The organism is Mycobacterium tuberculosis H37Rv (genome assembly GCF_000195955.2).
GTDB classification, from domain to species: domain Bacteria; phylum Actinomycetota; class Actinomycetes; order Mycobacteriales; family Mycobacteriaceae; genus Mycobacterium; species Mycobacterium tuberculosis.
In genome coordinates this window covers 2,138,163-2,162,840 of record NC_000962.3, presented here as the reverse complement: position 1 = coordinate 2,162,840, position 24,678 = coordinate 2,138,163, and the positions used below count along the sequence as shown (strand labels likewise).

Genomic DNA, 24,678 nt, shown 5'->3' with positions numbered 1-24,678 from the left:
ACAGCATCCTTCGCGTTTCGCGATGTGCGCCACCTCGACGCACACCCGGTTGGCCCCCAAGACAGTTGGCAGCGCTGGCTACGCCTCCTTCGTGATCAACTTCCGCAGCGCCACCCGATCGGGCGTCAGCAGTTCGGCGATGCGCGGGTGGTTCACCTCGGCGACGATGATCTCGCCCACCTCCTGGTTGACCTCGGTGAAGATTCCATGCGACTTCATCTTCGAGGTCTGGTAGAGGTTGTCGTCGGTGGGCGTGACGTAGTGCACCGCCTGCGCCTTGAAGCGGTGGACGAGCCAGAGGTGGATCAGGGTCATCAGCCGCTTTTGGCGTAGTTCCGCACCGAACGTGTTCTGGTCGCGTACCAACAGGATGGTGCGGCCGCGGCGATCTTGGATCGGTTGGAATATCACGTTGGCGAGCTTGTCATCGCTTTCGCCGTGGATGCCGAGCTCGAGCACCTCCGAGCCGGCCCGCTGCGGCCGAAGCTGTACGCGCAGTTTGTCTTTGAGCTGGTAGTGACCGCTCCACATGGCCAGCCATTCCTCTAGCAGCTTGCGCGGCACCTCAGTTTGCACCAAGTGCTGGTGCTGGGTGGAGCCCTTGCCCATTGCCTTCGTGGTCGCCGTGCGTCCGGAGGAGGCAGCCAATGCGGCGTCACTGCGCGGCCCGCCGACTAGCGTTTGCGGTGTGCGATAGGGAGATTCGACCAAGCGCATCTTGCGCTGCAACCGAGCCAGCGCCAGCATGCCGTCCTGGCGCAGCGCGGTGGCGAATTCCTCGGCCGCGACACCGTCGATCTGGTGCCCGCCATAGGTGATGAAGTTGAAGACGAAGCCCATTTTGCCGAGCTCCTCGGGGAAGCGCCGCATCTCCTCGTCGGTCATGCCGGTGGTGTCCCAGTTGAACGATGGTGAGAGGTTGTACGCCAGCATCTGGTCGGGGAACTCGGCATGGATCGCCTCGGCGAACTGTCGAGCGTCGGCGAGATCGGCGGTCTTGGTCTCCATCCAAAGAATGTCGGCAAACGGTGCCGCGGCCAGCGATTTGGCGATCGCATACGGTATGCCGCCGCGGATCTGGTAGTAGCCCTCCGGGGTCTTGGCCAGCTCGCAGTCCCATGGCGGATCGGCGCCCAGCTCCTTGGCCTTTGCCCGGGCGGCATGCAGCGATGCACGCGCGGCGAACGCCCGCCACTCCTCGGGAGCCATGCCAATGGGTTCGCCCTCGCTCTGACCGAATTCGAGCACGTCCGCCACGGCCTCTCCGTAGGTCATCAGGCCCGCGTCGTCCTCCCAGGCCGCCACGAACCGCGACTCGACCTGGTCGAAAATGCCGTCGATCGACTGCTGGCCGTCCTCCCGCCACGCGTTGACCGCGTCGGAGACCAAGCCGAAAATGCCTTGGCGCTCAAGCCAACCGCCGGCCGCCGCGTACTCGCTGTCGCCAAGCGCATAGAGAAGATGACCATTGAGCTCCTTGACGCCCAGTTCGTAAAACGCCGCACCATTGCCAGGAAACAGGACTTGTAGGACGGTACGTCGAGCTTGGTCGCGCCGAGAAGGAACGGCTGGTCACGCTCGTCGGCGCGACTGTCGATCAGGTTGGCCGCCTCCGCGTCGGTGCGTGCGACGATGATGCCGGGCACCCGCATGATGTCGAGCTGGAAGCGGGCGGCGTTGAGCCGCTTGATCTGTTCGTCGGACGGCACCAGGACCTTGCCGCCCTGGTGGCCGCACTTCTTGGTGCCGGGTCGTTGGTCCTCGATGTGGTAGCCCGGCACACCGACCTCGACGAAGCGGCGGATCAGGTTGCGTACGTGCGGATCGCCGCCGTGGCCGGTGCCGGCGTCGGCGATGATAAACGGGCGGAAGTCGTAAGCCGGTGTCGCCGCACGCTGTCGCTCGCTCATCTGCAGGCGTAGATAGTGTTGGTTGCGGTCCGCGGTGAGCAAGGCGCGCACCAGCACCGCGGCATCGTCAGGCACCTGGCTCAGCGGGTAGCTGGCGAGGTCGGGCCCCGGATCTTCGGTGCTGGAGCCCTTAGCTGAGGTAGCCCAACCACCGAGGTAGATCGCCTCGATACCCATCCGCTTCATGCTCACCGCCTGCCCCGGCGAGTAGGGGCCAAACGTCGTGATGCTCTTGCGGGCTGCAAAGAGTTCGCGCAGACGCTCGTAGAAGGCGCCCGCCGCCTCTCGCGCCACGATGTGGTCGACGGGGATCGTGCCGCGCTGTTCCACGACTTGGCGGGCGGTGTAGAGCCGAATGATCCCAGCAAAGCGCGAGCTGTCGAAGTATCGCTGAGTGGCGGCTACGTCTTTCTCAAAGTCCTGCTCGAACGGTGTGTGGACCTCGGTGTCCGTTTCGGCGATGGCCATGGCCTTGCGCTCCTCTGCAGCCCCGATTCACCTGACGGACCGAGTGTATCCCCGGACGGGCGACCTAGATCACTGACCGATGACGGCTCGCAAATTCCGCAACGCCACTGGGGCGGTTCGAGACTAACTCCTACATGGTACTGAGCCGCACTAGCACCGGTAGGGTCATCTTGGTGCCGACCCAGTTGCGCTTTGACCGTTGGTTTCTCCCGCTTGCGGTGCCGCTCGGGCTCGGCCCCAAGAACAGCGAGCTATGGGTTGGGGCGGGGAGCCTGCACGTCAAGATGGGATGGGCATTTGCCGCCGACATCCCGTTGACGTCGATCACGAAGGCAGAGGCGACCAACGCAAGGGTCTACGCAGCCGGGGTGCACTTTGGATTCGGCCGCTGGCTGGTCAACGGGTCACGTAAGGGCCTGGTGGCACTGACGATCGATCCGCCCGAACAGGCAAAGATGTGGAAGAAGTCGATGACGGTGCGCGAATTGTGGGTCAGCGTTACCGACCCGGATGCGCTCGTCACCGCTTGCACGGCAAAGTAGCTGGCGTTTCACGAGGCTGGCGGCTCGCACGTGTTCGCAACCAGGCGCGCTGGCGACGGACAAACTGCGCATCGACGACCTTCCCGTGCCCCGGGACGTAGCTGGCGTCAGGGCCGCCGATCGCAAGTACCCGATCAAGCGTTGCCGGCCAGGCCGCCAGGTCGGAATCGGCGTCGATATCAGGATCGGCTGACTCCTCGACAAGATCACCCGTGAAGACCACCGTTGGGCCGTCTGCATGGCCGGTGGCCGGCGCCACCACGACGAGATCTGCTGTGGTGTGGCCGCTGCCGGGGTGAGTGATGGTGACGGTGCGGTCCCCGAGATCGACGGCTGCATCGTAGATCCCGTGCTGAGGTGGTTTCAGGGCCGCGATCGCGCGGTCAACCTCAGCTGTGTCCGCGCCGTAGCTCAGGGCATCTTCGCGGAGCCGGTCGGTAGCCGACCGTAGGTATTCGACGACCTCGGGAGCGCAGAACACCTCCGCTTGGTCGAACACCGAGGAACCCAGCACATGGTCGAAATGCTTGTGTGTCAACACAACATGCGTTACCTGGCAACCAGCGATCTGCTTGACGTCGGCCGCGATTGCTGTTGCTTCGCCGAGGGTGGTCCCGGTGTCGACGAGCAGTATTCCGGTGCGGCCCCGGACCAGCCCAACGGTGACGTCACAGAACGGCAGCCGGCAGCGATGCACGCTGTCGGTCAGGCGCTCCCAGTCGAAGTGCACAACCGCAAAGGTAACGCCCCGCCGAACCTCCTGATAACTCGTGCTATCACAGAGGGGTGTTCGCGGGTGCGACCCGTCAAGCCTGACAAGGAGAACATTATGCGAGCAGTGGTCATCACCAAACATGGCGACCCATCGGTCTTGCAGGTGCGGCAGCGACCGGACCCGCCGCCACCGGGCCCGGGCCAGCTGCGGGTCGCCGTCCGCGCAGCAGGGGTGAACTTCGCTGACCATCTCGCCCGCGTCGGCCTGTACCCAGACGCGCCGAAACTTCCGGCGGTGGTCGGATACGAAGTCGCTGGGACGGTCGAGGCTGTCGGTGATGGGGTCGACCCGAACCGGGTCGGCGAACGAGTCCTGGCCGGTACACGATTTGGTGGCTACTGCGAGATCGTCAACGTTGCGGCCACCGACTCGGTTGTGCTCCCCGATGCGCTGAGCTTCGAACAGGGTGCCGCGGTCCCGGTGAATTACGCGACCGCCTGGGCGGCGCTGCACGGCTACGGATCGTTGCGCGCCGGTGAGCGGGTGCTGATTCACGCCGCGGCCGGTGGAGTCGGCATCGCGGCGGTCCAATTCGCGAAAGCAGCCAAGGCCGAAGTGCACGGCACCGCATCACCCCAAAAACATCAGAAGCTGGCCGAGTTCGGTGTGGACCGCGCGATCGACTACCGCCGGGACGGCTGGTGGCAGGGATTGGGCCCGTATGACGTCGTGCTTGACGCGCTCGGCGGCACCTCGCTGCGGCGGTCCTACACTCTGCTGCGCCCGGGTGGAAGGCTGGTTGGCTACGGGATTTCGAATATGCAGCACGGCGAGAAACGATCGATGCGCAGGGTGGCGCCCCACGCGTTGTCAATGCTGCGCGGCTTTAACCTGATGAAACAACTCGAGGAGTCGAAAACCGTGATCGGTCTTAACATGCTGCGGTTGTGGGACGATCGCCGCACCCTTGAACCCTGGATCGCGCCGCTGACCAAGGCGCTCAACGACGGAACGATCCTGCCGATCGTTCATGCAATCGTGCCGTTCGCCGAAGCTCCTGAAGCACATCGGATTCTGGCCGCACGGGAGAACGTCGACAAGGTGGTGCTGGTACCGTGAGGCGATGGGTGGCCCGGGGCCCGGCTGTCTGGTAAGCGCGGCCGCAAAACAGCTGTACTCTCGAATCCCAGTTAGTAACAATGTGCTATGGAATCTCCAATGACGAGCACACTTCACCGAACCCCATTAGCCACCGCGGGGCTGGCGCTCGTAGTGGCGCTGGGTGGCTGCGGGGGCGGGGGCGGTGACAGTCGAGAGACACCGCCATACGTGCCGAAAGCGACGACCGTCGACGCAACAACGCCGGCGCCGGCCGCCGAGCCACTGACGATCGCCAGTCCCATGTTCGCCGACGGCGCCCCGATCCCGGTGCAATTCAGCTGCAAGGGGGCCAACGTGGCGCCACCGTTGACGTGGTCGTCGCCCGCGGGCGCAGCCGAACTGGCACTCGTCGTCGATGACCCCGACGCGGTCGGCGGACTGTACGTGCACTGGATCGTGACCGGAATCGCCCCTGGCTCTGGCAGCACGGCGGATGGTCAGACTCCTGCTGGTGGGCACAGCGTGCCGAATTCTGGTGGTCGGCAAGGATACTTCGGTCCATGCCCGCCGGCGGGCACCGGGACACACCACTACCGGTTTACCCTCTACCACCTTCCTGTCGCGCTCCAGCTGCCACCGGGAGCCACGGGAGTCCAAGCGGCACAGGCGATAGCACAGGCCGCCAGCGGACAGGCCCGGCTCGTCGGCACATTCGAAGGCTGACGCCGCGGCATCCCTGGCGAGGTGGTCGAAACCCTGGCTTCTCCAATTGCGCCTGGCGACAATGATCAATATGGAATCGACAGTGGCGCACGCATTTCACCGGTTCGCACTGGCCATCTTGGGGCTGGCGCTCCCCGTGGCGCTAGTTGCCTACGGTGGCAACGGTGACAGTCGAAAGGCGGCGCCGCTGGCGCCGAAAGCAGCAGCGCTCGGTCGGAGTATGCCCGAAACGCCTACCGGCGATGTACTGACAATCAGCAGTCCGGCATTCGCCGACGGTGCGCCGATCCCGGAACAGTACACCTGCAAAGGAGCCAATATCGCGCCTCCGTTGACCTGGTCGGCGCCGTTTGGCGGCGCACTCGTTGTCGATGATCCGGACGCACCTCGCGAACCTTACGTCCATTGGATCGTGATCGGGATCGCCCCTGGTGCTGGCAGCACCGCCGATGGTGAGACTCCCGGTGGCGGAATCAGCCTGCCGAACTCCAGCGGTCAGCCCGCATACACCGGCCCCTGCCCGCCGGCGGGCACCGGGACACACCACTACCGGTTTACCCTCTACCACCTTCCTGCCGTGCCTCCACTCGCGGGACTGGCTGGGACACAAGCGGCGCGGGTGATCGCGCAGGCCGCCACCATGCAGGCCCGGCTCATCGGAACATACGAAGGCTGATCCACCCGCCATCCCACGATCCAGCGGCCCCGGGGCGATCGGGTCCTAGCAGACGCCTGTCACGCTAGCCAAAGTCTTGACTGATTCCAGAAAAGGGAGTCATATTGTCTAGTGTGTCCTCTATACCGGACTACGCCGAACAGCTCCGGACGGCCGACCTGCGCGTGACCCGACCGCGCGTCGCCGTCCTGGAAGCAGTGAATGCGCATCCACACGCCGACACGGAAACGATTTTCGGTGCCGTGCGTTTTGCGCTGCCCGACGTATCCCGGCAAGCCGTGTACGACGTGCTGCATGCCCTGACCGCCGCGGGCTTGGTGCGAAAGATCCAACCCTCGGGCTCCGTCGCGCGCTACGAGTCCAGGGTCGGCGACAACCACCATCACATCGTCTGCCGGTCTTGCGGGGTTATCGCCGATGTCGACTGTGCTGTTGGCGAGGCACCCTGTCTGACGGCCTCGGACCATAACGGCTTCCTGTTGGACGAGGCGGAGGTCATCTACTGGGGTCTATGTCCTGATTGTTCGATATCCGACACTTCGCGATCACATCCGTGATCACAGCCCGATAACACCAACTCCTGGAAGGAATGCTGTGCCCGAGCAACACCCACCCATTACAGAAACCACCACCGGAGCCGCTAGCAACGGCTGTCCCGTCGTGGGTCATATGAAATACCCCGTCGAGGGCGGCGGAAACCAGGACTGGTGGCCCAACCGGCTCAATCTGAAGGTACTGCACCAAAACCCGGCCGTCGCTGACCCGATGGGTGCGGCGTTCGACTATGCCGCGGAGGTCGCGACCATCGACGTTGACGCCCTGACGCGGGACATCGAGGAAGTGATGACCACCTCGCAGCCGTGGTGGCCCGCCGACTACGGCCACTACGGGCCGCTGTTTATCCGGATGGCGTGGCACGCTGCCGGCACCTACCGCATCCACGACGGCCGCGGCGGCGCCGGGGGCGGCATGCAGCGGTTCGCGCCGCTTAACAGCTGGCCCGACAACGCCAGCTTGGACAAGGCGCGCCGGCTGCTGTGGCCGGTCAAGAAGAAGTACGGCAAGAAGCTCTCATGGGCGGACCTGATTGTTTTCGCCGGCAACTGCGCGCTGGAATCGATGGGCTTCAAGACGTTCGGGTTCGGCTTCGGCCGGGTCGACCAGTGGGAGCCCGATGAGGTCTATTGGGGCAAGGAAGCCACCTGGCTCGGCGATGAGCGTTACAGCGGTAAGCGGGATCTGGAGAACCCGCTGGCCGCGGTGCAGATGGGGCTGATCTACGTGAACCCGGAGGGGCCGAACGGCAACCCGGACCCCATGGCCGCGGCGGTCGACATTCGCGAGACGTTTCGGCGCATGGCCATGAACGACGTCGAAACAGCGGCGCTGATCGTCGGCGGTCACACTTTCGGTAAGACCCATGGCGCCGGCCCGGCCGATCTGGTCGGCCCCGAACCCGAGGCTGCTCCGCTGGAGCAGATGGGCTTGGGCTGGAAGAGCTCGTATGGCACCGGAACCGGTAAGGACGCGATCACCAGCGGCATCGAGGTCGTATGGACGAACACCCCGACGAAATGGGACAACAGTTTCCTCGAGATCCTGTACGGCTACGAGTGGGAGCTGACGAAGAGCCCTGCTGGCGCTTGGCAATACACCGCCAAGGACGGCGCCGGTGCCGGCACCATCCCGGACCCGTTCGGCGGGCCAGGGCGCTCCCCGACGATGCTGGCCACTGACCTCTCGCTGCGGGTGGATCCGATCTATGAGCGGATCACGCGTCGCTGGCTGGAACACCCCGAGGAATTGGCCGACGAGTTCGCCAAGGCCTGGTACAAGCTGATCCACCGAGACATGGGTCCCGTTGCGAGATACCTTGGGCCGCTGGTCCCCAAGCAGACCCTGCTGTGGCAGGATCCGGTCCCTGCGGTCAGCCACGACCTCGTCGGCGAAGCCGAGATTGCCAGCCTTAAGAGCCAGATCCGGGCATCGGGATTGACTGTCTCACAGCTAGTTTCGACCGCATGGGCGGCGGCGTCGTCGTTCCGTGGTAGCGACAAGCGCGGCGGCGCCAACGGTGGTCGCATCCGCCTGCAGCCACAAGTCGGGTGGGAGGTCAACGACCCCGACGGGGATCTGCGCAAGGTCATTCGCACCCTGGAAGAGATCCAGGAGTCATTCAACTCCGCGGCGCCGGGGAACATCAAAGTGTCCTTCGCCGACCTCGTCGTGCTCGGTGGCTGTGCCGCCATAGAGAAAGCAGCAAAGGCGGCTGGCCACAACATCACGGTGCCCTTCACCCCGGGCCGCACGGATGCGTCGCAGGAACAAACCGACGTGGAATCCTTTGCCGTGCTGGAGCCCAAGGCAGATGGCTTCCGAAACTACCTCGGAAAGGGCAACCCGTTGCCGGCCGAGTACATGCTGCTCGACAAGGCGAACCTGCTTACGCTCAGTGCCCCTGAGATGACGGTGCTGGTAGGTGGCCTGCGCGTCCTCGGCGCAAACTACAAGCGCTTACCGCTGGGCGTGTTCACCGAGGCCTCCGAGTCACTGACCAACGACTTCTTCGTGAACCTGCTCGACATGGGTATCACCTGGGAGCCCTCGCCAGCAGATGACGGGACCTACCAGGGCAAGGATGGCAGTGGCAAGGTGAAGTGGACCGGCAGCCGCGTGGACCTGGTCTTCGGGTCCAACTCGGAGTTGCGGGCGCTTGTCGAGGTCTATGGCGCCGATGACGCGCAGCCGAAGTTCGTGCAGGACTTCGTCGCTGCCTGGGACAAGGTGATGAACCTCGACAGGTTCGACGTGCGCTGATTCGGGTTGATCGGCCCTGCCCGCCGATCAACCACAACCCGCCGCAGCACCCCGCGAGCTGACCGGCTCGCGGGGTGCTGGTGTTTGCCCGGCGCGATTTGTCAGACCCCGCGTGCATGGTGGTCGCAGGCACGACGAGACGGGGATGACGAGACGGGGATGAGGAGAAAGGGCGCCGAAATGTGCTGGATGTGCGATCACCCGGAAGCCACCGCCGAGGAGTACCTCGACGAGGTGTACGGGATAATGCTCATGCATGGCTGGGCGGTACAGCACGTGGAGTGCGAGCGACGGCCATTTGCCTACACGGTTGGTCTAACCCGGCGCGGCTTGCCCGAACTGGTGGTGACTGGCCTCTCGCCACGACGTGGGCAGCGGTTGTTGAACATCGCCGCTCGCAGGGCTCTGGTCGGTGACTTGCTGACTCCCGGTATGCAGACCACCCTCCCAGCCGGCCCTCTTGTCGAAACGGTCCAGGTTACACATCCGGACGCGCATTTGTATTGTGCGATCGCCATCTTTGGCGACAAGGTGACGGCCTTGCAGTTGGTGTGGGCCGACCGGCGTGGTCGCTGGCCGTGGGCGGCGGACTTCGACGAAGGTCGCGGTACCCAGCCGGTGCTCGGGATGCGAGCCACCAGGAGGTCAGCCTGACGCGAGCGCTCTAAACGTGTTGCCGGACAACGATTTAGTGACAGCAATGCAGTGACAGCGGTGGTTGCTCGACACGGAGGTGGCCAACGGCTTCCGGACATCCTCCGATACATGCGGTCTGGGCGGTGTGCTGGCGGACAAGGCTGTGACTCGGTGGAAGCGTTGGCGCCGTCCGCGATTTACCGCATCATTGCCGGACACTGCGTCGGTGGCGCGCCGTCCGTGCGCTCGCAGGCGCATATGGGGATCGAACAAGCCCATCGGCGGCGGGAGAACGAGTGATTGCTTCCAGGCCGAGTGAGTTCCGGATACCGGTAGGCCCCAGTAGGCTATTGTGTGATGCGCTTGAAGCCAGCCCCATCTCCTGCTGCAGCCTTTGCCGTCGCCGGCCTGATCCTCGCAGGCTGGGCCGGATCCGTGGGCCTCGCCGGCGCCGATCCGGAGCCGGCACCGACACCGAAGACGGCAATTGATAGCGACGGCACCTATGCGGTGGGGATTGACATCGCTCCCGGCACGTACAGCTCCGCGGGACCCGTCGGCGACGGCACCTGCTATTGGAAGCGGATGGGTAACCCCGATGGCGCGCTCATCGATAACGCACTCAGCAAGAAACCACAGGTAGTGACGATTGAGCCGACCGACAAGGCGTTCAAGACGCACGGCTGCCAACCCTGGCAGAACACGGGCAGCGAAGGCGCTGCCCCTGCCGGAGTTCCTGGACCTGAAGCGGGGGCCCAACTACAAAATCAGCTCGGCATCCTCAACGGCTTACTCGGACCGACTGGAGGGCGAGTGCCTCAGCCCTAACTGACGCTGGCTTCGGCTACGGTCCTGCTGTGGCAATAGGTGAGCAACAGGTCATCGTGATTGGGGCCGGCGTCAGCGGACTGACGTCGGCCATATGCCTGGCCGAGGCGGGGTGGCCGGTGCGGGTATGGGCGGCCGCATTGCCGCAGCAAACGACATCGGCGGTGGCGGGTGCGGTCTGGGGGCCGCGGCCGAAGGAACCCGTTGCCAAGGTACGCGGGTGGATCGAACAGTCATTGCACGTGTTTCGCGACTTGGCCAAGGATCCCGCCACCGGCGTGCGCATGACGCCGGCGCTGAGTGTCGGCGATCGTATCGAGACCGGTGCGATGCCGCCCGGGTTGGAGCTGATCCCCGACGTGCGGCCGGCTGACCCGGCCGACGTGCCCGGGGGCTTCCGTGCTGGGTTTCATGCCACCTTGCCGATGATCGATATGCCCCAGTACCTCGACTGTCTGACCCAGCGATTGGCGGCGACTGGCTGTGAAATCGAAACGCGCCCGCTACGGTCGCTGGCCGAGGCCGCTGAGGCGGCGCCCATAGTGATCAACTGTGCTGGTCTGGGCGCTCGGGAACTGGCCGGCGACGCCACGGTCTGGCCGCGGTTCGGCCAGCACGTCGTCCTCACCAATCCAGGTCTAGAGCAACTGTTTATCGAGCGCACCGGCGGCTCGGAATGGATCTGCTACTTTGCCCACCCGCAGCGTGTAGTCTGCGGCGGCATCAGTATCCCTGGCAGGTGGGACCCCACCCCAGAGCCGGAGATAACCGAGCGGATCCTGCAACGGTGTCGCCGCATACAACCACGGCTTGCCGAGGCGGCAGTGATTGAGACGATTACCGGGCTGCGTCCTGATCGGCCGTCCGTGCGGGTGGAAGCTGAACCGATCGGGCGAGCGCTGTGCATCCACAACTATGGCCACGGAGGTGACGGCGTGACCCTGTCATGGGGTTGTGCGCGGGAGGTGGTCAATCTTGTCGGCGGCGGTTAACCCGACACCATGGCGGGTTGGGTGGCACCGGTCGGTTAATGGGTCGGTCAATGCGCGCTGGGAGGCGGCGCCAGTGCGGTCTCGACCGTTGCATACAGCGGAATTAGTCGCCGCAGTCCGCACGCGGCAATGGTGCGGGCCACGATCGGCTGGTTACTCACCAACCGCATATTCACCCCGCGCCGGCGACACCGCACCGACTCCTGGGCCAACACAGCGTATGCACATGATCCCATGAAGTCGAGGTCCCGAATGTCGATGACGAACGGACCCGGCGCGATGGCGATAGCGGCGCTCTTGCTCACCAGACGCTGCCAAGCGACCTCGTTACTGGCGTCGATGTCGCCGCCCACATGAACGACCACCGCTGAGCCGGTGCACTCGGTAACCGCGCGTAGGCCGCTATGCAGGTCACTGGGTTGCGAACTCGGCCGTGTGCTCGAAGGACCGGCACCTGGTCCAATCGCGACAGTGCGCATCATTTGCAGTCCCGTCGTCGTGTGCTGTTAGGTGCTGCCGTCCGGCGTATTGGAGGGCGGGAGGTCAGCGTCATCACGCCGAAGACAGGGTGCCTGTCTTGGACGAGGTTGGCAAGCAGTGTGAGTAAGCATAAGTGGAACATGCCCCGAAAACCTAGGATGTCCCCCCACCAAAATTTGTGGCTCTAGTGTGCGCGAGTGACACGTCGAAAGTCACGAGCCAACAGCGACAGGATCCAGCTGACGATCGACAACAAGATCGCCGCCCAGATCGCGGTCCACCAGAAGTGGTCGATCTGCAGTCCCCAGTGGGTGGTGTGCTCAGTGATCCACGCGGTAAGCCACAGCATCGACGCGTTAACGACTACATGGAAAAGACCGAGAGTCAGGATGTACAACGGGATCGACAAGATCTGCACGATGGGCTTGATGAACGCGTTGACCAGACCGAAGATCACCGCGACGACGAAGATGATGGCGACCCGCTGCAGCGTTGTGTCGCCGCCCGCAAACCGCATGCCCGGGACGAAAAGAGTCACCACCCATAATGCGAATCCGGTCACTGCGGCGCGCATCAGAAAAGGCACCATTGCCCGATCCTGCCACGGACATGCGAGCCGCCGCTGTTCGCCATGTCCCCGGACTCGCGGTGCCGCGCCCGGTACGCCACGATGCAGACGTGGCAGCACCGCGGTTGACCGGCGACCAGCGAAACGCTTTTATGGCATCTTTCTTGGGTTGGACGATGGATGCGTTCGATTACTTTCTCGTGGTGCTGGTCTATGCCGACATCGCAACGACCTTCCACCACACCAAGACCGACGTCGCGTTTCTCACCACCGCCACCCTGGCCATGCGCCCCGTGGGTGCGTTGCTGTTCGGGCTATGGGCCGACCGGGTGGGCCGGCGGGTCCCGCTGATGGTCGACGTGTCGTTCTATTCGGTGATCGGATTTCTGTGCGCATTCGCACCCAACTTCACCGTGCTGGTGATCCTGCGACTGCTCTACGGCATTGGCATGGGCGGAGAGTGGGGGCTGGGTGCCGCGCTGTCCATGGAGAAGGTTCCAGCCGAGCGGCGTGGCGTCTTCTCCGGGCTGCTGCAGGAGGGCTACGCGTTCGGCTATCTGCTGGCCAGTGTGGCAGCGCTGGTGGTGATGAACTGGCTAGGGCTGTCGTGGCGGTGGTTGTTCGGCCTAAGCATCATCCCGGCTCTGATCAGCTTGATCATCCGGTACCGGGTAAAGGAATCCGAAGTCTGGGAAGCCGCGCAGGACCGCATGCGGCTCACCAAGACCCGAATCCGCGATGTCCTGGGTAACCCCGCAATTGTGCGCCGGTTTGTCTACCTAGTGCTGTTGATGACCGCCTTCAACTGGATGAGCCACGGCACCCAGGATGTCTACCCGACCTTCCTGACCGCGACTACCGATCATGGTGCCGGTTTGTCCAGCCTGACCGCCAGGTGGATAGTGGTGATCTACAACATCGGCGCCATCATCGGCGGTCTGGCGTTCGGCACGTTGTCCCAGCGGTTCAGCCGCCGTTACACCATCGTTTTCTGTGCGGCGCTGGGACTGCCGATCGTGCCGCTGTTCGCTTACTCGCGCACTGCGGCGATGTTGTGCCTGGGTTCGTTTTTGATGCAAGTCTTCGTACAGGGTGCCTGGGGTGTGATCCCCGCGCATCTGACCGAGATGTCGCCAGACGCTATCCGGGGCGTCTACCCCGGCGTAACCTACCAGCTCGGTAATCTGCTGGCGGCGTTCAACCTTCCTATTCAAGAGCGTCTGGCCGAATCCCATGGCTACCCCTTCGCCTTGGCCGCGACGATCGTGCCCGTGCTATTGGTCGTAGCGGTGCTGACGGCGATTGGCAAGGATGCCACCGGAATCCGCTTTGGTACTACGGAAACTGCTTTTCTTGTTCGTCATCGAAATCGACATTAGCGCGGTGTCTTCTCGTCGAACTTTGTCGCGCTGCTGTCGATTTCGCCGTCGCTAGGGTGAGCCCGGGATACCGCTCAGGGTGCGCCGCAGCAGGTGCATCGCCACAGTCGTCGAGCGCTCCCTAATGTCTGACCGGTTCCCGGGCAGCCGCACGGTTCGGGTGGTTGTTCGGCCATCGTCCAGCAGGACGGTGAAGCACACTGTTCCCACAGGCTTTTCCGGCGTTCCCCCACTCGGACCCGCAATTCCGGTGATCGCGGTGGCGGTGTCGGCGCCGAAGCCTTGCAGCGCCCCCGCTGCCATTGCCTGGGCGACCGGCTCGGAAACCGCCCCGTGGGCCTCGATCAGCGCCGGATCCACACCGAGAAGCTGTGCCTTCGCCTCGTTAGAGTAGGCCACCACTGCGCCCGCCACGTACTTGGACGACCCGGGCCGGTCGGTGAGCCGTGCCGCCAGCAACCCTGCGGTGCAGGATTCGGCGGTCGCTATCCGGCGGCCAGTTAGCAATTTTGCGACCAGCTCGTCCACGGACGCACCGTCTTCCGAATAGACCTGGTGGCCGTGCCGGTCGCGCAATAACCGTGCCAATTGCGTGTACACTTGCGCGGCGTTCGGTTCAAAGCGAGTGACCATTTCAATCTCGCCGCGCCGCAGGCAGGTGGTGATCTCGACTAAGTCAAAACCCGGGATGGCTGCCTCGGCGTCACGCAGTGTGTCGGCCAGAGAAGACTCCGGCAGGCCGAAGATCCGGATGGTCTCCTGTCGGTAGGTCGTCCGGCCGGCAATCGCATCCTGTACCGGAGCCGTCTGGATGGCCTTGCTCCATATCGGCTGCAGCTCGCGCGGTGGCCCGGGAAGCACCATCACCGCTGGCCGTCCCGGCACAACCAGACCGGGGGCGGTGCCCACCGGATCGATCACTTGCGATCCGGCCGGAATCATGGCCTGTTTGCGGTTGGCGGCGCGTATGGAGTCGAAGTTGGCGGGTTCAATAGCGGGATTTCGCCCCATCAGCTTCTTGAGGATGTTGGCGATCCTGTTCTCCAGCTCGTCGTCCAGCACCAGCTCGCGCCCGCAATAGCGCGCCACCACCTCGACGGTCATATCGTCGGCGGTCGGCCCCAGGCCGCCGCTGGTGACGATCAGGTCCACACCCTGCTCAGCCATGAATCGCAGCTGTGCCTCGATGTCGGCGGGACGGTCGCCGCAGATCGTGATGTGTGCCAACTCGACCCCGAGCTCCAGGAGCCGATCGGCGATCCAGGGGCCGTTGCGGTCTTGGACCCGCCCGGTCAGGACCTCGGTTCCGGTGATCACGATGCCCGCACGTGCGCTCACCGCCATGAGCCTACGCATGAACTAACGTAGGACCGTGGCGCAGGCTCCCCACATTCACAGGACCCGCTACGCAAAATGCGGCGACATGGATATCGCCTACCAGGTGCTGGGTGACGGTCCGACGGATCTGCTGGTGTTGCCGGGGCCGTTCGTGCCGATCGACTCGATCGACGACGAGCCATCGCTGTACCGTTTCCATCGCCGTCTTGCGTCATTCAGCAGGGTGATCCGCCTCGACCATCGTGGGGTCGGCCTGTCGTCACGGCTCGCCGCGATAACCACGCTGGGGCCGAAGTTCTGGGCCCAGGACGCGATCGCGGTGATGGACGCGGTCGGATGCGAGCAGGCGACAATTTTCGCGCCCAGTTTCCACGCCATGAACGGACTTGTTCTCGCCGCCGACTACCCCGAGCGGGTGCGCAGCCTGATCGTCGTCAACGGCTCGGCGCGCCCACTATGGGCGCCCGACTACCCGGTAGGCGCCCAGGTTCGTCGAGCTGACCCGTTCCTGACGGTGGCGCTGGAACCGGATGCCGTCGAGCGGGGCTTCGACGTGCTGAGCATCGTGGCTCCTACCGTGGCCGGAGATGACGTGTTTCGAGCCTGGTGGGATCTCGCCGGCAACCGTGCCGGACCGCCGAGCATTGCCCGTGCCGTTTCAAAGGTCATAGCCGAGGCCGACGTACGAGATGTCTTGGGACACATCGAGGCTCCAACACTGATCTTGCACCGTGTCGGATCGACGTACATCCCGGTGGGACATGGTCGCTACCTCGCCGAGCACATCGCTGGATCCCGCTTGGTCGAACTACCCGGCACCGATACCCTGTACTGGGTTGGCGACACCGGGCCGATGCTCGATGAAATCGAGGAATTCATCACCGGCGTGCGCGGCGGCGCTGACGCCGAGCGCATGCTTGCCACCATCATGTTTACCGACATCGTCGGCTCGACCCAGCACGCCGCCGCGCTCGGCGACGACCGATGGCGCGACCTGTTGGACAACCACGACACCATCGTGTGCCACGAAATCCAGCGGTTCGGCGGTCGCGAAGTGAACACGGCCGGTGACGGTTTCGTCGCGACGTTCACCAGTCCGAGTGCCGCGATCGCGTGCGCGGACGACATCGTCGACGCGGTCGCCGCGCTGGGTATTGAGGTCCGGATCGGTATTCATGCGGGCGAGGTCGAGGTGCGCGATGCCTCGCACGGTACCGACGTCGCCGGCGTGGCCGTGCATATCGGTGCGCGCGTCTGCGCGCTGGCCGGACCCAGTGAGGTGCTGGTGTCCTCGACCGTGCGAGACATCGTCGCCGGATCACGGCACCGGTTCGCCGAGCGTGGTGAGCAGGAACTCAAGGGCGTACCGGGCAGATGGCGGCTATGCGTGCTCATGCGCGACGACGCCACCCGCACGCGCTAATGTCCCGGGCTGCCGGGTTGCCCCGGTTGTCCTGGTTTGCCGGGCTGACCTGGTTCGCCGGGGGTTCCACCGGGGCCGGGTGCGCCGCCCACCCCGCCCTGGCCGGGTTGACCGCCGGGGCCCGCTGCCCCGCCTATGCCGCCATCTCCGCCTCTACCGCCCGCCCCGCCGCGACCGCCGGCACCACCCCGGCCACCGGCGCCTCCGGCTCCGCCCGGCCCACCGACGCCGCGGGCATGGCTGACCTCGCCCGGCCCGGCGTCGTCGCCACTCATGCTGTTCGCACCCTCGGTACAACTGGATCACGAGCCATCGGTCTGTGTCCTTGCCAGCCGCTTGATTGTCCTCGTTCACCTCAAGCTACCCTGAATCTGGGCTCGATGGGCCGGAGTCTCGATGGGCCGCAGTGGCGCCGGGCGAGGGTTCGATTGTGTGGGCGATGGTGGCGACGGTCCAACACAACAAGGGGTGCATCACCGCGGCCGCCGAGTACTTGCAGGGGGGACAATGTGTCGATGATCGAGTTGGAGGTACATCAGGCCGACGTGACCAAGCTCGAGCTCGACGCCATCACCAATGCGGCGAACACCCGACTGCGGCATGCCGGTGGTGTCGCTGCGGCCATCGCCCGCGCCGGCGGCCCCGAGCTGCAGCGCGAGTCCACCGAGAAGGCGCCGATTGGGCTTGGGGAAGCGGTCGAGACCACGGCCGGTGACATGCCGGCGCGCTACGTGATCCACGCGGCGACGATGGAGCTAGGAGGTCCGACCTCGGGCGAGATCATCACCGCAGCCACCGCTGCTACCCTGCGGAAAGCCGACGAGCTCGGTTGCCGCTCGCTGGCGCTGGTGGCTTTCGGCACGGGCGTGGGCGGCTTTCCGCTCGACGACGCTGCGCGGCTGATGGTCGGCGCCGTCCGTCGGCACCGGCCGGGGTCGCTGCAAAGGGTGGTATTTGCGGTCCATGGGGATGCGGCCGAGCGGGCGTTTAGCGCTGCTATTCAGGCCGGAGAAGATACCGCTCGACGGTAGCGACCTTCTGGGTCATCGCGTCGGTGACCCCGGGACGCCAGTCCACCTTGATCACCGCGCTGACTCGCGGTGCCCGAGCGGCCACGGCCTCCACCGCGCGCTGCACGACGGCCATCACTTCCGCCCAGGTATCGCCTTCGATCACGGTGAACATGGCATCTGTCTGGTTCGGCAGGCCGGAATCACGGACCACGCGAATCGCTTCGGTGACGATCTCGCCGACCCCCTCCCCCACGCCCAGCGGGGTGACGGAAAACGCGACCAGCACAGACACACAATGAGCCTACCCAGCCCCAGCGACTGCATAGCCGGCCTGGCAGCATCGAGGCTCGTGCGGGTTCTGGTGCAACGGGTCTCATCGGCTGCGGTGAGGGTCGATGGTCGGGTGGTCGGCGCTATCCGGCCGGACGGGCAGGGCCTGGTCGCGTTCGTCGGTGTCACCCACGGCGACGATCTCGACAAGGCGCGCCGTCTCGCCGAAAAGCTCTGGAATTTGCGGGTTCTCGCCGACGAGAAATCCGCCTCCGACATGCACGCACCGATCCTGGTAATCAGCCAGTTCACCCTCTACGCAGACACCGCGAAGGGTCGGCGACCGTCCTGGAACGCCGCGGCGCCAGGTGCGGTGGCGCAGCCCCTGATAGCAGCGTTCGCGGCAGCGCTGCGCCAGTTGGGAGCGCACGTGGAAGCCGGCGTGTTCGGTGCCCACATGCAGGTCGAACTGGTCAACGACGGTCCGGTGACCGTAATGCTGGAAGGCTGATGAGATGACTACACCTGAGTATGGCTCGCTTCGTTCCGATGACGACCACTGGGACATTGTCAGCAACGTGGGCTACACCGCGCTACTGGTTGCGGGTTGGCGTGCACTGCACACCACGGGCCCTAAACCGCTGGTCCAAGACGAATACGCGAAGCATTTCATCACCGCTTCGGCCGACCCGTATCTGGAGGGTCTGTTAGCAAACCCGAGAACGTCGGAGGACGGCACCGCTTTCCCTCGGCTCTACGGCGTGCAAACCCGGTTTTTCGACGACTTCTTCAACTGCGCTGATGAGGCTGGCATACGACAGGCGGTGATCGTCGCCGCCGGTCTGGACTGCCGCGCTTATCGCCTTGACTGGCAGCCCGGGACAACGGTTTTCGAGATCGATGTGCCGAAGGTCCTGGAATTCAAAGCACGGGTGCTAAGTGAGCGGGGTGCTGTACCCAAAGCTCACCGGGTGGCGGTGCCAGCAGATCTGCGTACGGACTGGCCCACGCCGCTGACAGCGGCCGGGTTCGATCCGCAACGACCCAGCGCCTGGTCGGTCGAGGGACTACTGCCCTACCTGACCGGCGATGCGCAATATGCTCTGTTCGCCCGGATCGATGAGTTGTGTGCGCCTGGCAGCCGAGTTGCCTTGGGCGCCTTAGGGTCCCGGTTGGATCACGAGCAGCTCGCCGCGCTGGAAACCGCACACCCGGGGGTCAATATGTCTGGTGACGTGAATTTCTCCGCGCTCACCTACGACGACAAGACCGATCCCGTGGAGTGGCTAGTTGAGCATGGATGGGCCGTCGACCCCGTCCGCAGCACCCTCGAGCTGCAGGTCGGCTACGGACTGACACCGCCGGACGTGGACGTAAAGATCGACAGTTTCATGCGCTCCCAGTACATCACGGCTGTCAGGGCGTAAGCAGAACCTTAGCTCCTCACCCGAGCGCGCCCTCGCGGTTGCATAGCCCTTGGCCGCTTCGTCCAACGGCAGGGTGGTAGTGAAGATGCCATCGACATCGAGTCGGCCCGACTGCAGCAACGGGATCAGTTCCGGCCAGGTTCGTTGTACCGGTGCCATGGTCATTCGCAGCGTGATGCTTCGCAACAGGCACGTCAGTGCGGGCACGGGAAACGGCTGAAGATCGTGCACGCCGACAACCGAGACGGTGCCGCCAGGGCGCACCGCATTGAGCGCGTCGCTCATCGAGGCGTCGGTGCCGACGGCGTCAATCACCGAGTCTGCGCCGCGACCCCGCGTCGCGGCCAGAATCGTCTCGGCCGCCGGTGACGGTATCGGCGTAGCACCCCAGGTGGCCGCGCGTTGCAAGCGTCCCTTTACTCGGTCGACAGCGAAAACCGTTGCGGCACCGTGTATGAAGGCGCTGCGCAGCGCGCAGAGGCCGACGGCTCCCAGGCCGATGACCGCCACGGCGGAGCCGAATGAAATATCGGCTCGTTGGGCTGCCGCCCAACCGGTGGCGAGGTTGTCCGTGAGCAGCAGTGCCTGCTCGGTGGTGATACCTTCGGGGATCTTGAGCACCTGGAAATCGGCGGCCGGCACCGCCAGCAGATCGGCCTGTGCGCCGCCAAGCACGCCGGCGCCGAAGATCATCGGGCCGGAGAAGCACATGACTGGATCATGGGTTTCGCATCCCGGGCAGACGCCGCAGCCGGCCACTGAAGACACCATGACCAGGTCGCCAACTCCGACGGTGCGCACCTGTGGCCCGGCCTCGACGATGGTGCCTACCGCCTCGTGACCGAGGGCCACCGGCTCGGTGAACGGATATTCGCCTTCGTAGAAATGCAGATCGGATCCGCAGATGCCGGCGGCGGTCACGGCGACAACCACTCCGTCAGGCCCGGGCAGTGCCGGGTCGGGCTGGGTGTTGACTCTGACGCTGCCGGCCCCGTCGATGACTACCGCACGCATGCTGGCTTACTCACTTTCTTTGTGGCAGAACGAATTGAGACCCATGAGGTTCGCGTACCTGCCTGGCACCGGTCTCGGGCGTTTGAACGTGGTGAACGGCGGGCCGGCAATTCCGAGACTCGGCATAGCGTAATTCGCAGCACTAGGCTACCGGCGGGGCCCCAGCGGATCAAGGTCCATCGCCCCGGGGCCGATTGAGGGTTGATCAGGGAGTAGGTCTGCTGCACGGTCACGGTTGGGTGATCGATCGCGTGGTGGAACAGAGTGGTCGCCTGGTCGTGGTTGTCGGACACTTTGGCGCCCGCACGGACCTTGGCGACTAGTTTCTGTGGCGGGTAGACGTAGGTGGCCAGTTTGGACTGCAGCTGCCAAGCCTTCGTTGCGTAACAGCAGTTCTGCGGCGGGGTCGTCGCGGTGGTAGCCGACCGCGGTGCACACCATCGCCCAGTACTTCTGCTCGGTGGGACAGCCGTCGTTGTTGCTGGCCGGCCATGCGCGGGTGAAGGTGACCTTAGACCGCCTCGTCAGCTTCGCCGGGGTGCGCGCCGAAACCCGACCGGAACCTGGGCTGTTGGCCACCTTACCAAGACGGGTACTAAACTAGAACACGTTTCAGTTCTATTTGCGTCCGCTAGCATTCCAGGAGCAGGCATGCACACTGCCATTTGCGACGAGCTCGGTATCGAGTTTCCTATTTTTGCCTTCACTCACTGCCGCGATGTGGTGGTCGCCGTCAGCAAAGCTGGTGGTTTTGGTGTGCTCGGAGCAGTTGGGTTCACGCCGGAGCAGCTGGAGATCGAGCTCAACTGGATCGATGAACACATCGGCGACCACCCCTACGGGGTCGACATCGTGATCCCGAACAAGTACGAGGGCATGGACTCCCAGCTGTCGGCGGATGAGCTCGCCAAGACGCTGCGGTCGATGGTCCCGCAGGAGCATCTGGACTTCGCCCGCAAGATCCTCGCCGATCATGGTGTCCCGGTCGAGGACGCCGACGAGGACAGTCTGCAGCTGCTCGGTTGGACCGAGGCGACGGCCACCCCACAGGTCGACGCGGCGCTGAAGCACCCCAAGATGACGATGGTCGCCAACGCGCTTGGCACCCCCCCAGCGGACATGATCAAGCACATCCACGACTCGGGTCGCAAGGTGGCCGCATTGTGCGGCTCACCCTCGCAGGCCCGCAAGCACGCCGATGCGGGCGTCGACATCATCATCGCCCAGGGCGGCGAGGCCGGCGGGCACTGTGGCGAGGTGGGCTCCATTGTGTTGTGGCCTCAGGTCGTCAAGGAGGTAGCGCCGGTTCCGGTGTTGGCGGCGGGTGGCATCGGCAGCGGTCAGCAGATCGCTGCAGCGTTGGCGCTGGGGACCCAAGGGGCATGGACCGGTTCGCAGTGGCTGATGGTCGAGGAAGCCGCAAACACCGCGGTTCAACAGGCCGCATACGTCAAGGCGACCAGCCGCGACACCGTGCGCAGTCGTTCCTTCACGGGTAAGCCGGCCCGGATGCTGCGCAACGACTGGACTGAGGCCTGGGAGCAACCGGAGAGCCCGAAGCCGCTCGGTATGCCGTTGCAATACATGGTCTCCGGCATGGCCGTCAAAGCCACACATAAATACCCGAACGAGACCGTCGACGTCGCGTTCAACCCGGTGGGGCAGGTTGTTGGGCAGTTCACCAAGGTGGAAAAGACGGCTACCGTTATCGAACGCTGGGTGCAGGAGTACCTCGAGGCGACCGCCCGGTTGGACGCACTCAATGCTGCCGCGTCCGTTTGACAACGGACGACAAGCGCGCGCCGACTAGTCTCGACTAACCTTCGTCGTCCGTCTTGCCGGTGAACACTTCTTTCGTTCTGTCGACCGCGTGGGTGGCGATGTCGATGGAGTCCTTGACGATGCCGCTGGCCCCGCCAGCGATGTCGCCGCGGATGATGTGGCCGGCGTTTTCCACGATGTCCGAGGCCTTCTCGACGGCATTGGCCGCAATGTCCCGGACAGCGTCGACCGCATCTTTGGGATTGAAGCTCATCGGAGTCTCCTATTCGTTGGCGGATCGGTAGTCGACCAGCGTGCGCCAGTAGGCTTCCGGTATTTCGGCGCCGGAACGCAACACCCGGGCCAGTCCGACTGCCATCGCGATTCCGAGCAGTCCGAGCCATAGTCCCGCCAGTCCGATGATCCACCACAGCACCGCGGTGATGGTCGGCCATGGCGAAAGCACCGCCAGCACTGGCGCGAAGAAGAAGCCTGCCCCGATATACCATGCCGAGCCGGCACGGTCAGACGTAAGCACGAAGCGCAGCCACCGTGGGATCGGTGATTCGGTGGGCCGGCCTTCGCACATGATCATGAGAAACGCCCACCGGTTATGGCTCCGGAGGGAAGAACCCGGCCCCGGTAAACCATCCCGGCTGCCATCCACGGGCTCCCAGACACAGCATCGGCAACCCATCCGGAGACTGCGCGGCCGCCTGCGGCTTCGGACACGGCGCACCGACCTGCTGGACGCCGTATAGCGGGTAGGAGATCACCCAGTAGCCGGTTTCGGCCGGCGGGAACTGGTTAGGAGGCGGAAAATGACAGGCTTCGGCCTGACCGGAGGGGCCTCGTCCAAAAATGAAGCGCTCCCAGCTGGAGCATGGGGCGCCCAGCGAAGCGTCATAGTTCATCCCCGGCACATCGCCGTCATAACGCTGCGGGTCTGCGCCCGCGACTGGCGCCCCACCGATCGCGGCACCCGTGATCGCAGCGGTGGTGACCAGTTCGCGAATCATGTTGCACCCCTCCAACGGCACCGGCGAGCCTCACCAAGCATAACGATTGTGTCGTGGCCCACAAGACGCGGCGGGAGGGGCGGGCAGGCAGGTCGTCTGAATACAGTCGTGGCGTGAGCGACGCGGTGTGGACTCTTGATGCTTCCGACGGCGAGCTGGTACTTCGCACCGGAGTCGTTGGCAGAGCCGCGCGCTTGGGTCATCGCCTGACCATCGCGATGACACGGTGGCAGGCCCTGGTGAACTGGTCCGGCACCGATCCCGTCGCCGGCGAGCTTGTGGCTGAGGTGGATTCCTTCGAGGTGATGCGCGGTGAGGGTGGCGTGAAGGGGCTGTCCGAGCCTGAGAAAGCTCTGGTGCGGGCGAACGCGCTGAAAACGCTCAACGCCAGCCGCTTCCCCCATATTCGCTTTACCACGGAAGCCATTGCCCAGACCGGGAATGGGTACCGCCTGACCGGGAAACTGCACATCCGGGGAAAGTCGCGAGAACACGTCATCGACTTGCACACAGAGGATCTTGGTGCTGCGTGGCGCATCTCTGCCGACACCACGGTTCGCCAGTCCAACTACGGCGTCAAACCCTACTCGCTGTTGATGGGTTCAATACGGGTCGCCGACGAAGTGAGCGTGGCATTCACCGCGGTTCGGGCAAAGGACGATTGATCCCACAAGCGGTGGACTTCGAAGGCTGTATATCGCTGGCCGAGCCGAAAGGATCCCGATGCCGCGCACCAACAACGACGCGTGGGACCTGGCAACTAGCGTCGGAGCAACGGCGACGATGGTGGCTGCCGCCCGCGCGGTGGCCACCAGGGCCGATAACCCGCTGATCGATGATCCGTTCGCCGAACCACTGGTGAGAGCCGTGGGGATTGACTTCTTCACTCGCTGGGCCGCCGGAAACATCAAGGCGACCGACGTCGACGACCCCGACGGCACGTGGGGACTGCAGCGATTGGCCGACCTGTTGGCCGCCCGGACGCGGTACTTCGATGCGTTTTTCCGTGACGCGACGTCTGCGGGGATTCGGCAGGCTGTCATCCTGGCCTCAGGTCTTGACGCGCGCGCATACCGATGACGACACTTGCTGATCTGGATGCCACTGCAACAGCTGACCTCGCGTGGTTCCCGTCGACCTCAGACGTGACTGGCCGACCCCGTTGCGCCAAGCGGGCTTTGACCCCAACCAACCCAGTGCCTGGCTCGCCGAGGGCCTGCTGGCATTCCTGCCGCCCGACGCTCAGGATCGCTTGCTGGACAACATCACCGCGCTCAGCGCGCCGGGGAGTCGGTAGATGACGATGGCGGACCGGCATCCGACCTCCTTGACACCGCTTCGCAGCGCTGGAGCGTCCACGGGTTCGACATAGAAATCACCCAACCTGCTATACAGCGACGGCGAGCGCAACGACGTTGCCACGTACCTGGATAGCCACGGCTGGCAATCTGTACCGACCCCTCTCAGTAAATTGTTGGCCGACAATGGATTACCAGTGCCGCCGTCATCGCCCGGAAAGCTGCCTACAGCCCAAGGCTATTACTGCACGTCGATCCGGTGTCCGTAGCGCACGACGAT

Annotated in this window: 27 protein-coding genes, 1 other RNA gene and 1 pseudogene; 17 read left to right on the top strand and 12 right to left on the bottom strand. The window is 64.5% G+C overall.

The features are described from left to right. Positions 1-78: 78 nt before the first annotated feature. On the bottom strand, positions 79-1,275 hold the full coding sequence (gene aceAb, locus Rv1916; protein NP_216432.1) for an isocitrate lyase AceAb: 1,197 nt from the start codon (positions 1,273-1,275) through the stop codon (positions 79-81). Then, complete coding sequence (gene aceAa, locus Rv1915) at positions 1,275-2,378, bottom strand: isocitrate lyase AceAa (RefSeq protein NP_216431.1); 1,104 nt, start codon at positions 2,376-2,378, stop codon at positions 1,275-1,277. Before aceAa ends, aceAb begins: the two co-directional genes overlap by 1 nt. Positions 2,379-2,512: 134 nt before the next feature. Between aceAa and Rv1914c the strand changes: the two genes are divergently transcribed. After that, positions 2,513-2,920, top strand: a complete 408-nt coding sequence (locus tag Rv1914c) for a hypothetical protein (RefSeq protein ID NP_216430.1) — start codon at positions 2,513-2,515, stop codon at positions 2,918-2,920. On the opposite strand, the gene Rv1913 is transcribed toward Rv1914c, so the two are convergent. After that, positions 2,898-3,650 (bottom strand): hypothetical protein, encoded by a 753-nt coding sequence (locus Rv1913; RefSeq protein ID NP_216429.1) that lies wholly within the window; start codon positions 3,648-3,650, stop codon positions 2,898-2,900. The genes Rv1914c and Rv1913 overlap by 23 nt on opposite strands. A gap of 99 nt (positions 3,651-3,749) precedes the next feature. On the opposite strand from Rv1913, the gene fadB5 reads away from it, so the two are divergent. The 8 genes from fadB5 (at position 3,750) to aao (ending at position 11,408) form a co-directional block, all read left to right on the top strand. Then, positions 3,750-4,754, top strand: coding sequence for an oxidoreductase FadB (gene fadB5 / locus Rv1912c; protein NP_216428.1), 1,005 nt, complete (start codon positions 3,750-3,752; stop codon positions 4,752-4,754). A 99-nt stretch (positions 4,755-4,853) separates the two neighbouring features. Then, positions 4,854-5,459, top strand: coding sequence for a lipoprotein LppC (gene lppC / locus Rv1911c; protein ID NP_216427.1), 606 nt, complete (start codon positions 4,854-4,856; stop codon positions 5,457-5,459). An 82-nt stretch (positions 5,460-5,541) separates the two neighbouring features. Then, the gene (locus Rv1910c) at positions 5,542-6,135 is read left to right on the top strand and encodes a hypothetical protein (protein ID NP_216426.1); all 594 of its coding nucleotides are present in this window, start codon (positions 5,542-5,544) and stop codon (positions 6,133-6,135) included. A gap of 113 nt (positions 6,136-6,248) precedes the next feature. Next, the gene (gene furA, locus Rv1909c) at positions 6,249-6,692 is read left to right on the top strand and encodes a ferric uptake regulation protein FurA (RefSeq protein NP_216425.2); all 444 of its coding nucleotides are present in this window, start codon (positions 6,249-6,251) and stop codon (positions 6,690-6,692) included. Positions 6,693-6,729: 37 nt separating this feature from the next. Continuing rightward, complete coding sequence (gene katG / locus Rv1908c; protein NP_216424.1) at positions 6,730-8,952, top strand: catalase-peroxidase; 2,223 nt, start codon at positions 6,730-6,732, stop codon at positions 8,950-8,952. A 6-nt stretch (positions 8,953-8,958) separates the two neighbouring features. Further along, positions 8,959-9,606 carry a hypothetical protein gene (locus tag Rv1907c; RefSeq protein ID NP_216423.1) on the top strand — a complete coding sequence of 216 codons (648 nt, stop codon included), beginning with the start codon at positions 8,959-8,961 and terminating at the stop codon, positions 9,604-9,606. A 339-nt stretch (positions 9,607-9,945) separates the two neighbouring features. Beyond that, positions 9,946-10,416, top strand: coding sequence for a hypothetical protein (locus Rv1906c; RefSeq protein ID NP_216422.1), 471 nt, complete (start codon positions 9,946-9,948; stop codon positions 10,414-10,416). A 29-nt stretch (positions 10,417-10,445) separates the two neighbouring features. After that, positions 10,446-11,408: a D-amino acid oxidase gene (gene aao / locus Rv1905c; RefSeq protein NP_216421.1), complete on the top strand. Its 963-nt coding sequence runs from the start codon at positions 10,446-10,448 to the stop codon at positions 11,406-11,408. 47 nt (positions 11,409-11,455) lie between these two features. On the opposite strand, the gene Rv1904 is transcribed toward aao, so the two are convergent. Next, positions 11,456-11,887, bottom strand: coding sequence for a hypothetical protein (locus Rv1904; RefSeq protein ID NP_216420.1), 432 nt, complete (start codon positions 11,885-11,887; stop codon positions 11,456-11,458). A 185-nt stretch (positions 11,888-12,072) separates the two neighbouring features. Then, complete coding sequence (locus tag Rv1903) at positions 12,073-12,477, bottom strand: membrane protein (RefSeq protein ID NP_216419.1); 405 nt, start codon at positions 12,475-12,477, stop codon at positions 12,073-12,075. Between the two features lie 89 nt (positions 12,478-12,566). Between Rv1903 and nanT the strand changes: the two genes are divergently transcribed. Then, on the top strand, positions 12,567-13,835 hold the full coding sequence (gene nanT, locus Rv1902c; RefSeq protein NP_216418.1) for a sialic acid-transport integral membrane protein NanT: 1,269 nt from the start codon (positions 12,567-12,569) through the stop codon (positions 13,833-13,835). A gap of 51 nt (positions 13,836-13,886) precedes the next feature. Here the strand turns inward: nanT and cinA are convergent, their stop codons facing one another. Continuing rightward, positions 13,887-15,179, bottom strand: coding sequence for a competence damage-inducible protein CinA (gene cinA / locus Rv1901; protein ID NP_216417.1), 1,293 nt, complete (start codon positions 15,177-15,179; stop codon positions 13,887-13,889). A gap of 28 nt (positions 15,180-15,207) precedes the next feature. Here cinA and lipJ point away from each other — a divergent pair, with 28 nt between their 5' ends. Continuing rightward, positions 15,208-16,596, top strand: coding sequence for a lignin peroxidase LipJ (gene lipJ / locus Rv1900c; RefSeq protein NP_216416.1), 1,389 nt, complete (start codon positions 15,208-15,210; stop codon positions 16,594-16,596). Further along, positions 16,596-17,627 (top strand): lipoprotein LppD, encoded by a 1,032-nt coding sequence (lppD, locus tag Rv1899c; RefSeq protein ID NP_216415.1) that lies wholly within the window; start codon positions 16,596-16,598, stop codon positions 17,625-17,627. The genes lipJ and lppD overlap by 1 nt, the downstream gene beginning before the upstream one ends. Here the strand turns inward: lppD and Rv1898 are convergent. Next, positions 17,593-17,901, bottom strand: a complete 309-nt coding sequence (locus Rv1898) for a hypothetical protein (protein ID NP_216414.1) — start codon at positions 17,899-17,901, stop codon at positions 17,593-17,595. The two genes, lppD and Rv1898, sit on opposite strands and share 35 nt — an antisense overlap. A gap of 57 nt (positions 17,902-17,958) precedes the next feature. Here Rv1898 and Rv1897c point away from each other — a divergent pair, with 57 nt between their 5' ends. Together Rv1897c and Rv1896c are read left to right on the top strand one after the other, a co-directional pair. Beyond that, the gene (locus Rv1897c) at positions 17,959-18,390 is read left to right on the top strand and encodes a D-tyrosyl-tRNA(Tyr) deacylase (RefSeq protein NP_216413.1); all 432 of its coding nucleotides are present in this window, start codon (positions 17,959-17,961) and stop codon (positions 18,388-18,390) included. 4 nt (positions 18,391-18,394) lie between these two features. Beyond that, positions 18,395-19,306: an S-adenosyl-L-methionine-dependent methyltransferase gene (locus Rv1896c; protein NP_216412.1), complete on the top strand. Its 912-nt coding sequence runs from the start codon at positions 18,395-18,397 to the stop codon at positions 19,304-19,306. On the opposite strand, the gene Rv1895 is transcribed toward Rv1896c, so the two are convergent. After that, positions 19,166-20,320 (bottom strand): zinc-binding alcohol dehydrogenase, encoded by a 1,155-nt coding sequence (locus Rv1895; RefSeq protein NP_216411.1) that lies wholly within the window; start codon positions 20,318-20,320, stop codon positions 19,166-19,168. The two genes, Rv1896c and Rv1895, sit on opposite strands and share 141 nt — an antisense overlap. Before the next feature lie 651 nt (positions 20,321-20,971). Here Rv1895 and Rv1894c point away from each other — a divergent pair. Continuing rightward, positions 20,972-22,102 (top strand): hypothetical protein, encoded by a 1,131-nt coding sequence (locus tag Rv1894c; RefSeq protein ID NP_216410.1) that lies wholly within the window; start codon positions 20,972-20,974, stop codon positions 22,100-22,102. 34 nt (positions 22,103-22,136) lie between these two features. Here the strand turns inward: Rv1894c and Rv1893 are convergent, their stop codons facing one another. The 3 genes from Rv1893 to Rv1891 are packed head-to-tail and all read right to left on the bottom strand — an operon-like array spanning position 22,137 to position 23,100. After that, the gene (locus Rv1893) at positions 22,137-22,355 is read right to left on the bottom strand and encodes a hypothetical protein (protein ID NP_216409.1); all 219 of its coding nucleotides are present in this window, start codon (positions 22,353-22,355) and stop codon (positions 22,137-22,139) included. Between the two features lie 9 nt (positions 22,356-22,364). Further along, positions 22,365-22,676 carry a membrane protein gene (locus Rv1892; protein ID NP_216408.1) on the bottom strand — a complete coding sequence of 104 codons (312 nt, stop codon included), beginning with the start codon at positions 22,674-22,676 and terminating at the stop codon, positions 22,365-22,367. Between the two features lie 16 nt (positions 22,677-22,692). Further along, positions 22,693-23,100, bottom strand: coding sequence for a hypothetical protein (locus tag Rv1891; RefSeq protein ID NP_216407.1), 408 nt, complete (start codon positions 23,098-23,100; stop codon positions 22,693-22,695). A gap of 53 nt (positions 23,101-23,153) precedes the next feature. Here Rv1891 and Rv1890c point away from each other — a divergent pair, with 53 nt between their 5' ends. Beyond that, positions 23,154-23,765: a hypothetical protein gene (locus Rv1890c; RefSeq protein NP_216406.1), complete on the top strand. Its 612-nt coding sequence runs from the start codon at positions 23,154-23,156 to the stop codon at positions 23,763-23,765. Continuing rightward, positions 23,185-23,422: non-coding RNA, Putative small regulatory RNA (gene AS1890 / locus RVnc0001), on the bottom strand. The genes Rv1890c and AS1890 overlap by 238 nt on opposite strands. A gap of 458 nt (positions 23,766-24,223) precedes the next feature. Then, positions 24,224-24,667: pseudogene (locus tag Rv1888A) on the top strand. Positions 24,668-24,678: the final 11 nt, after the last annotated feature.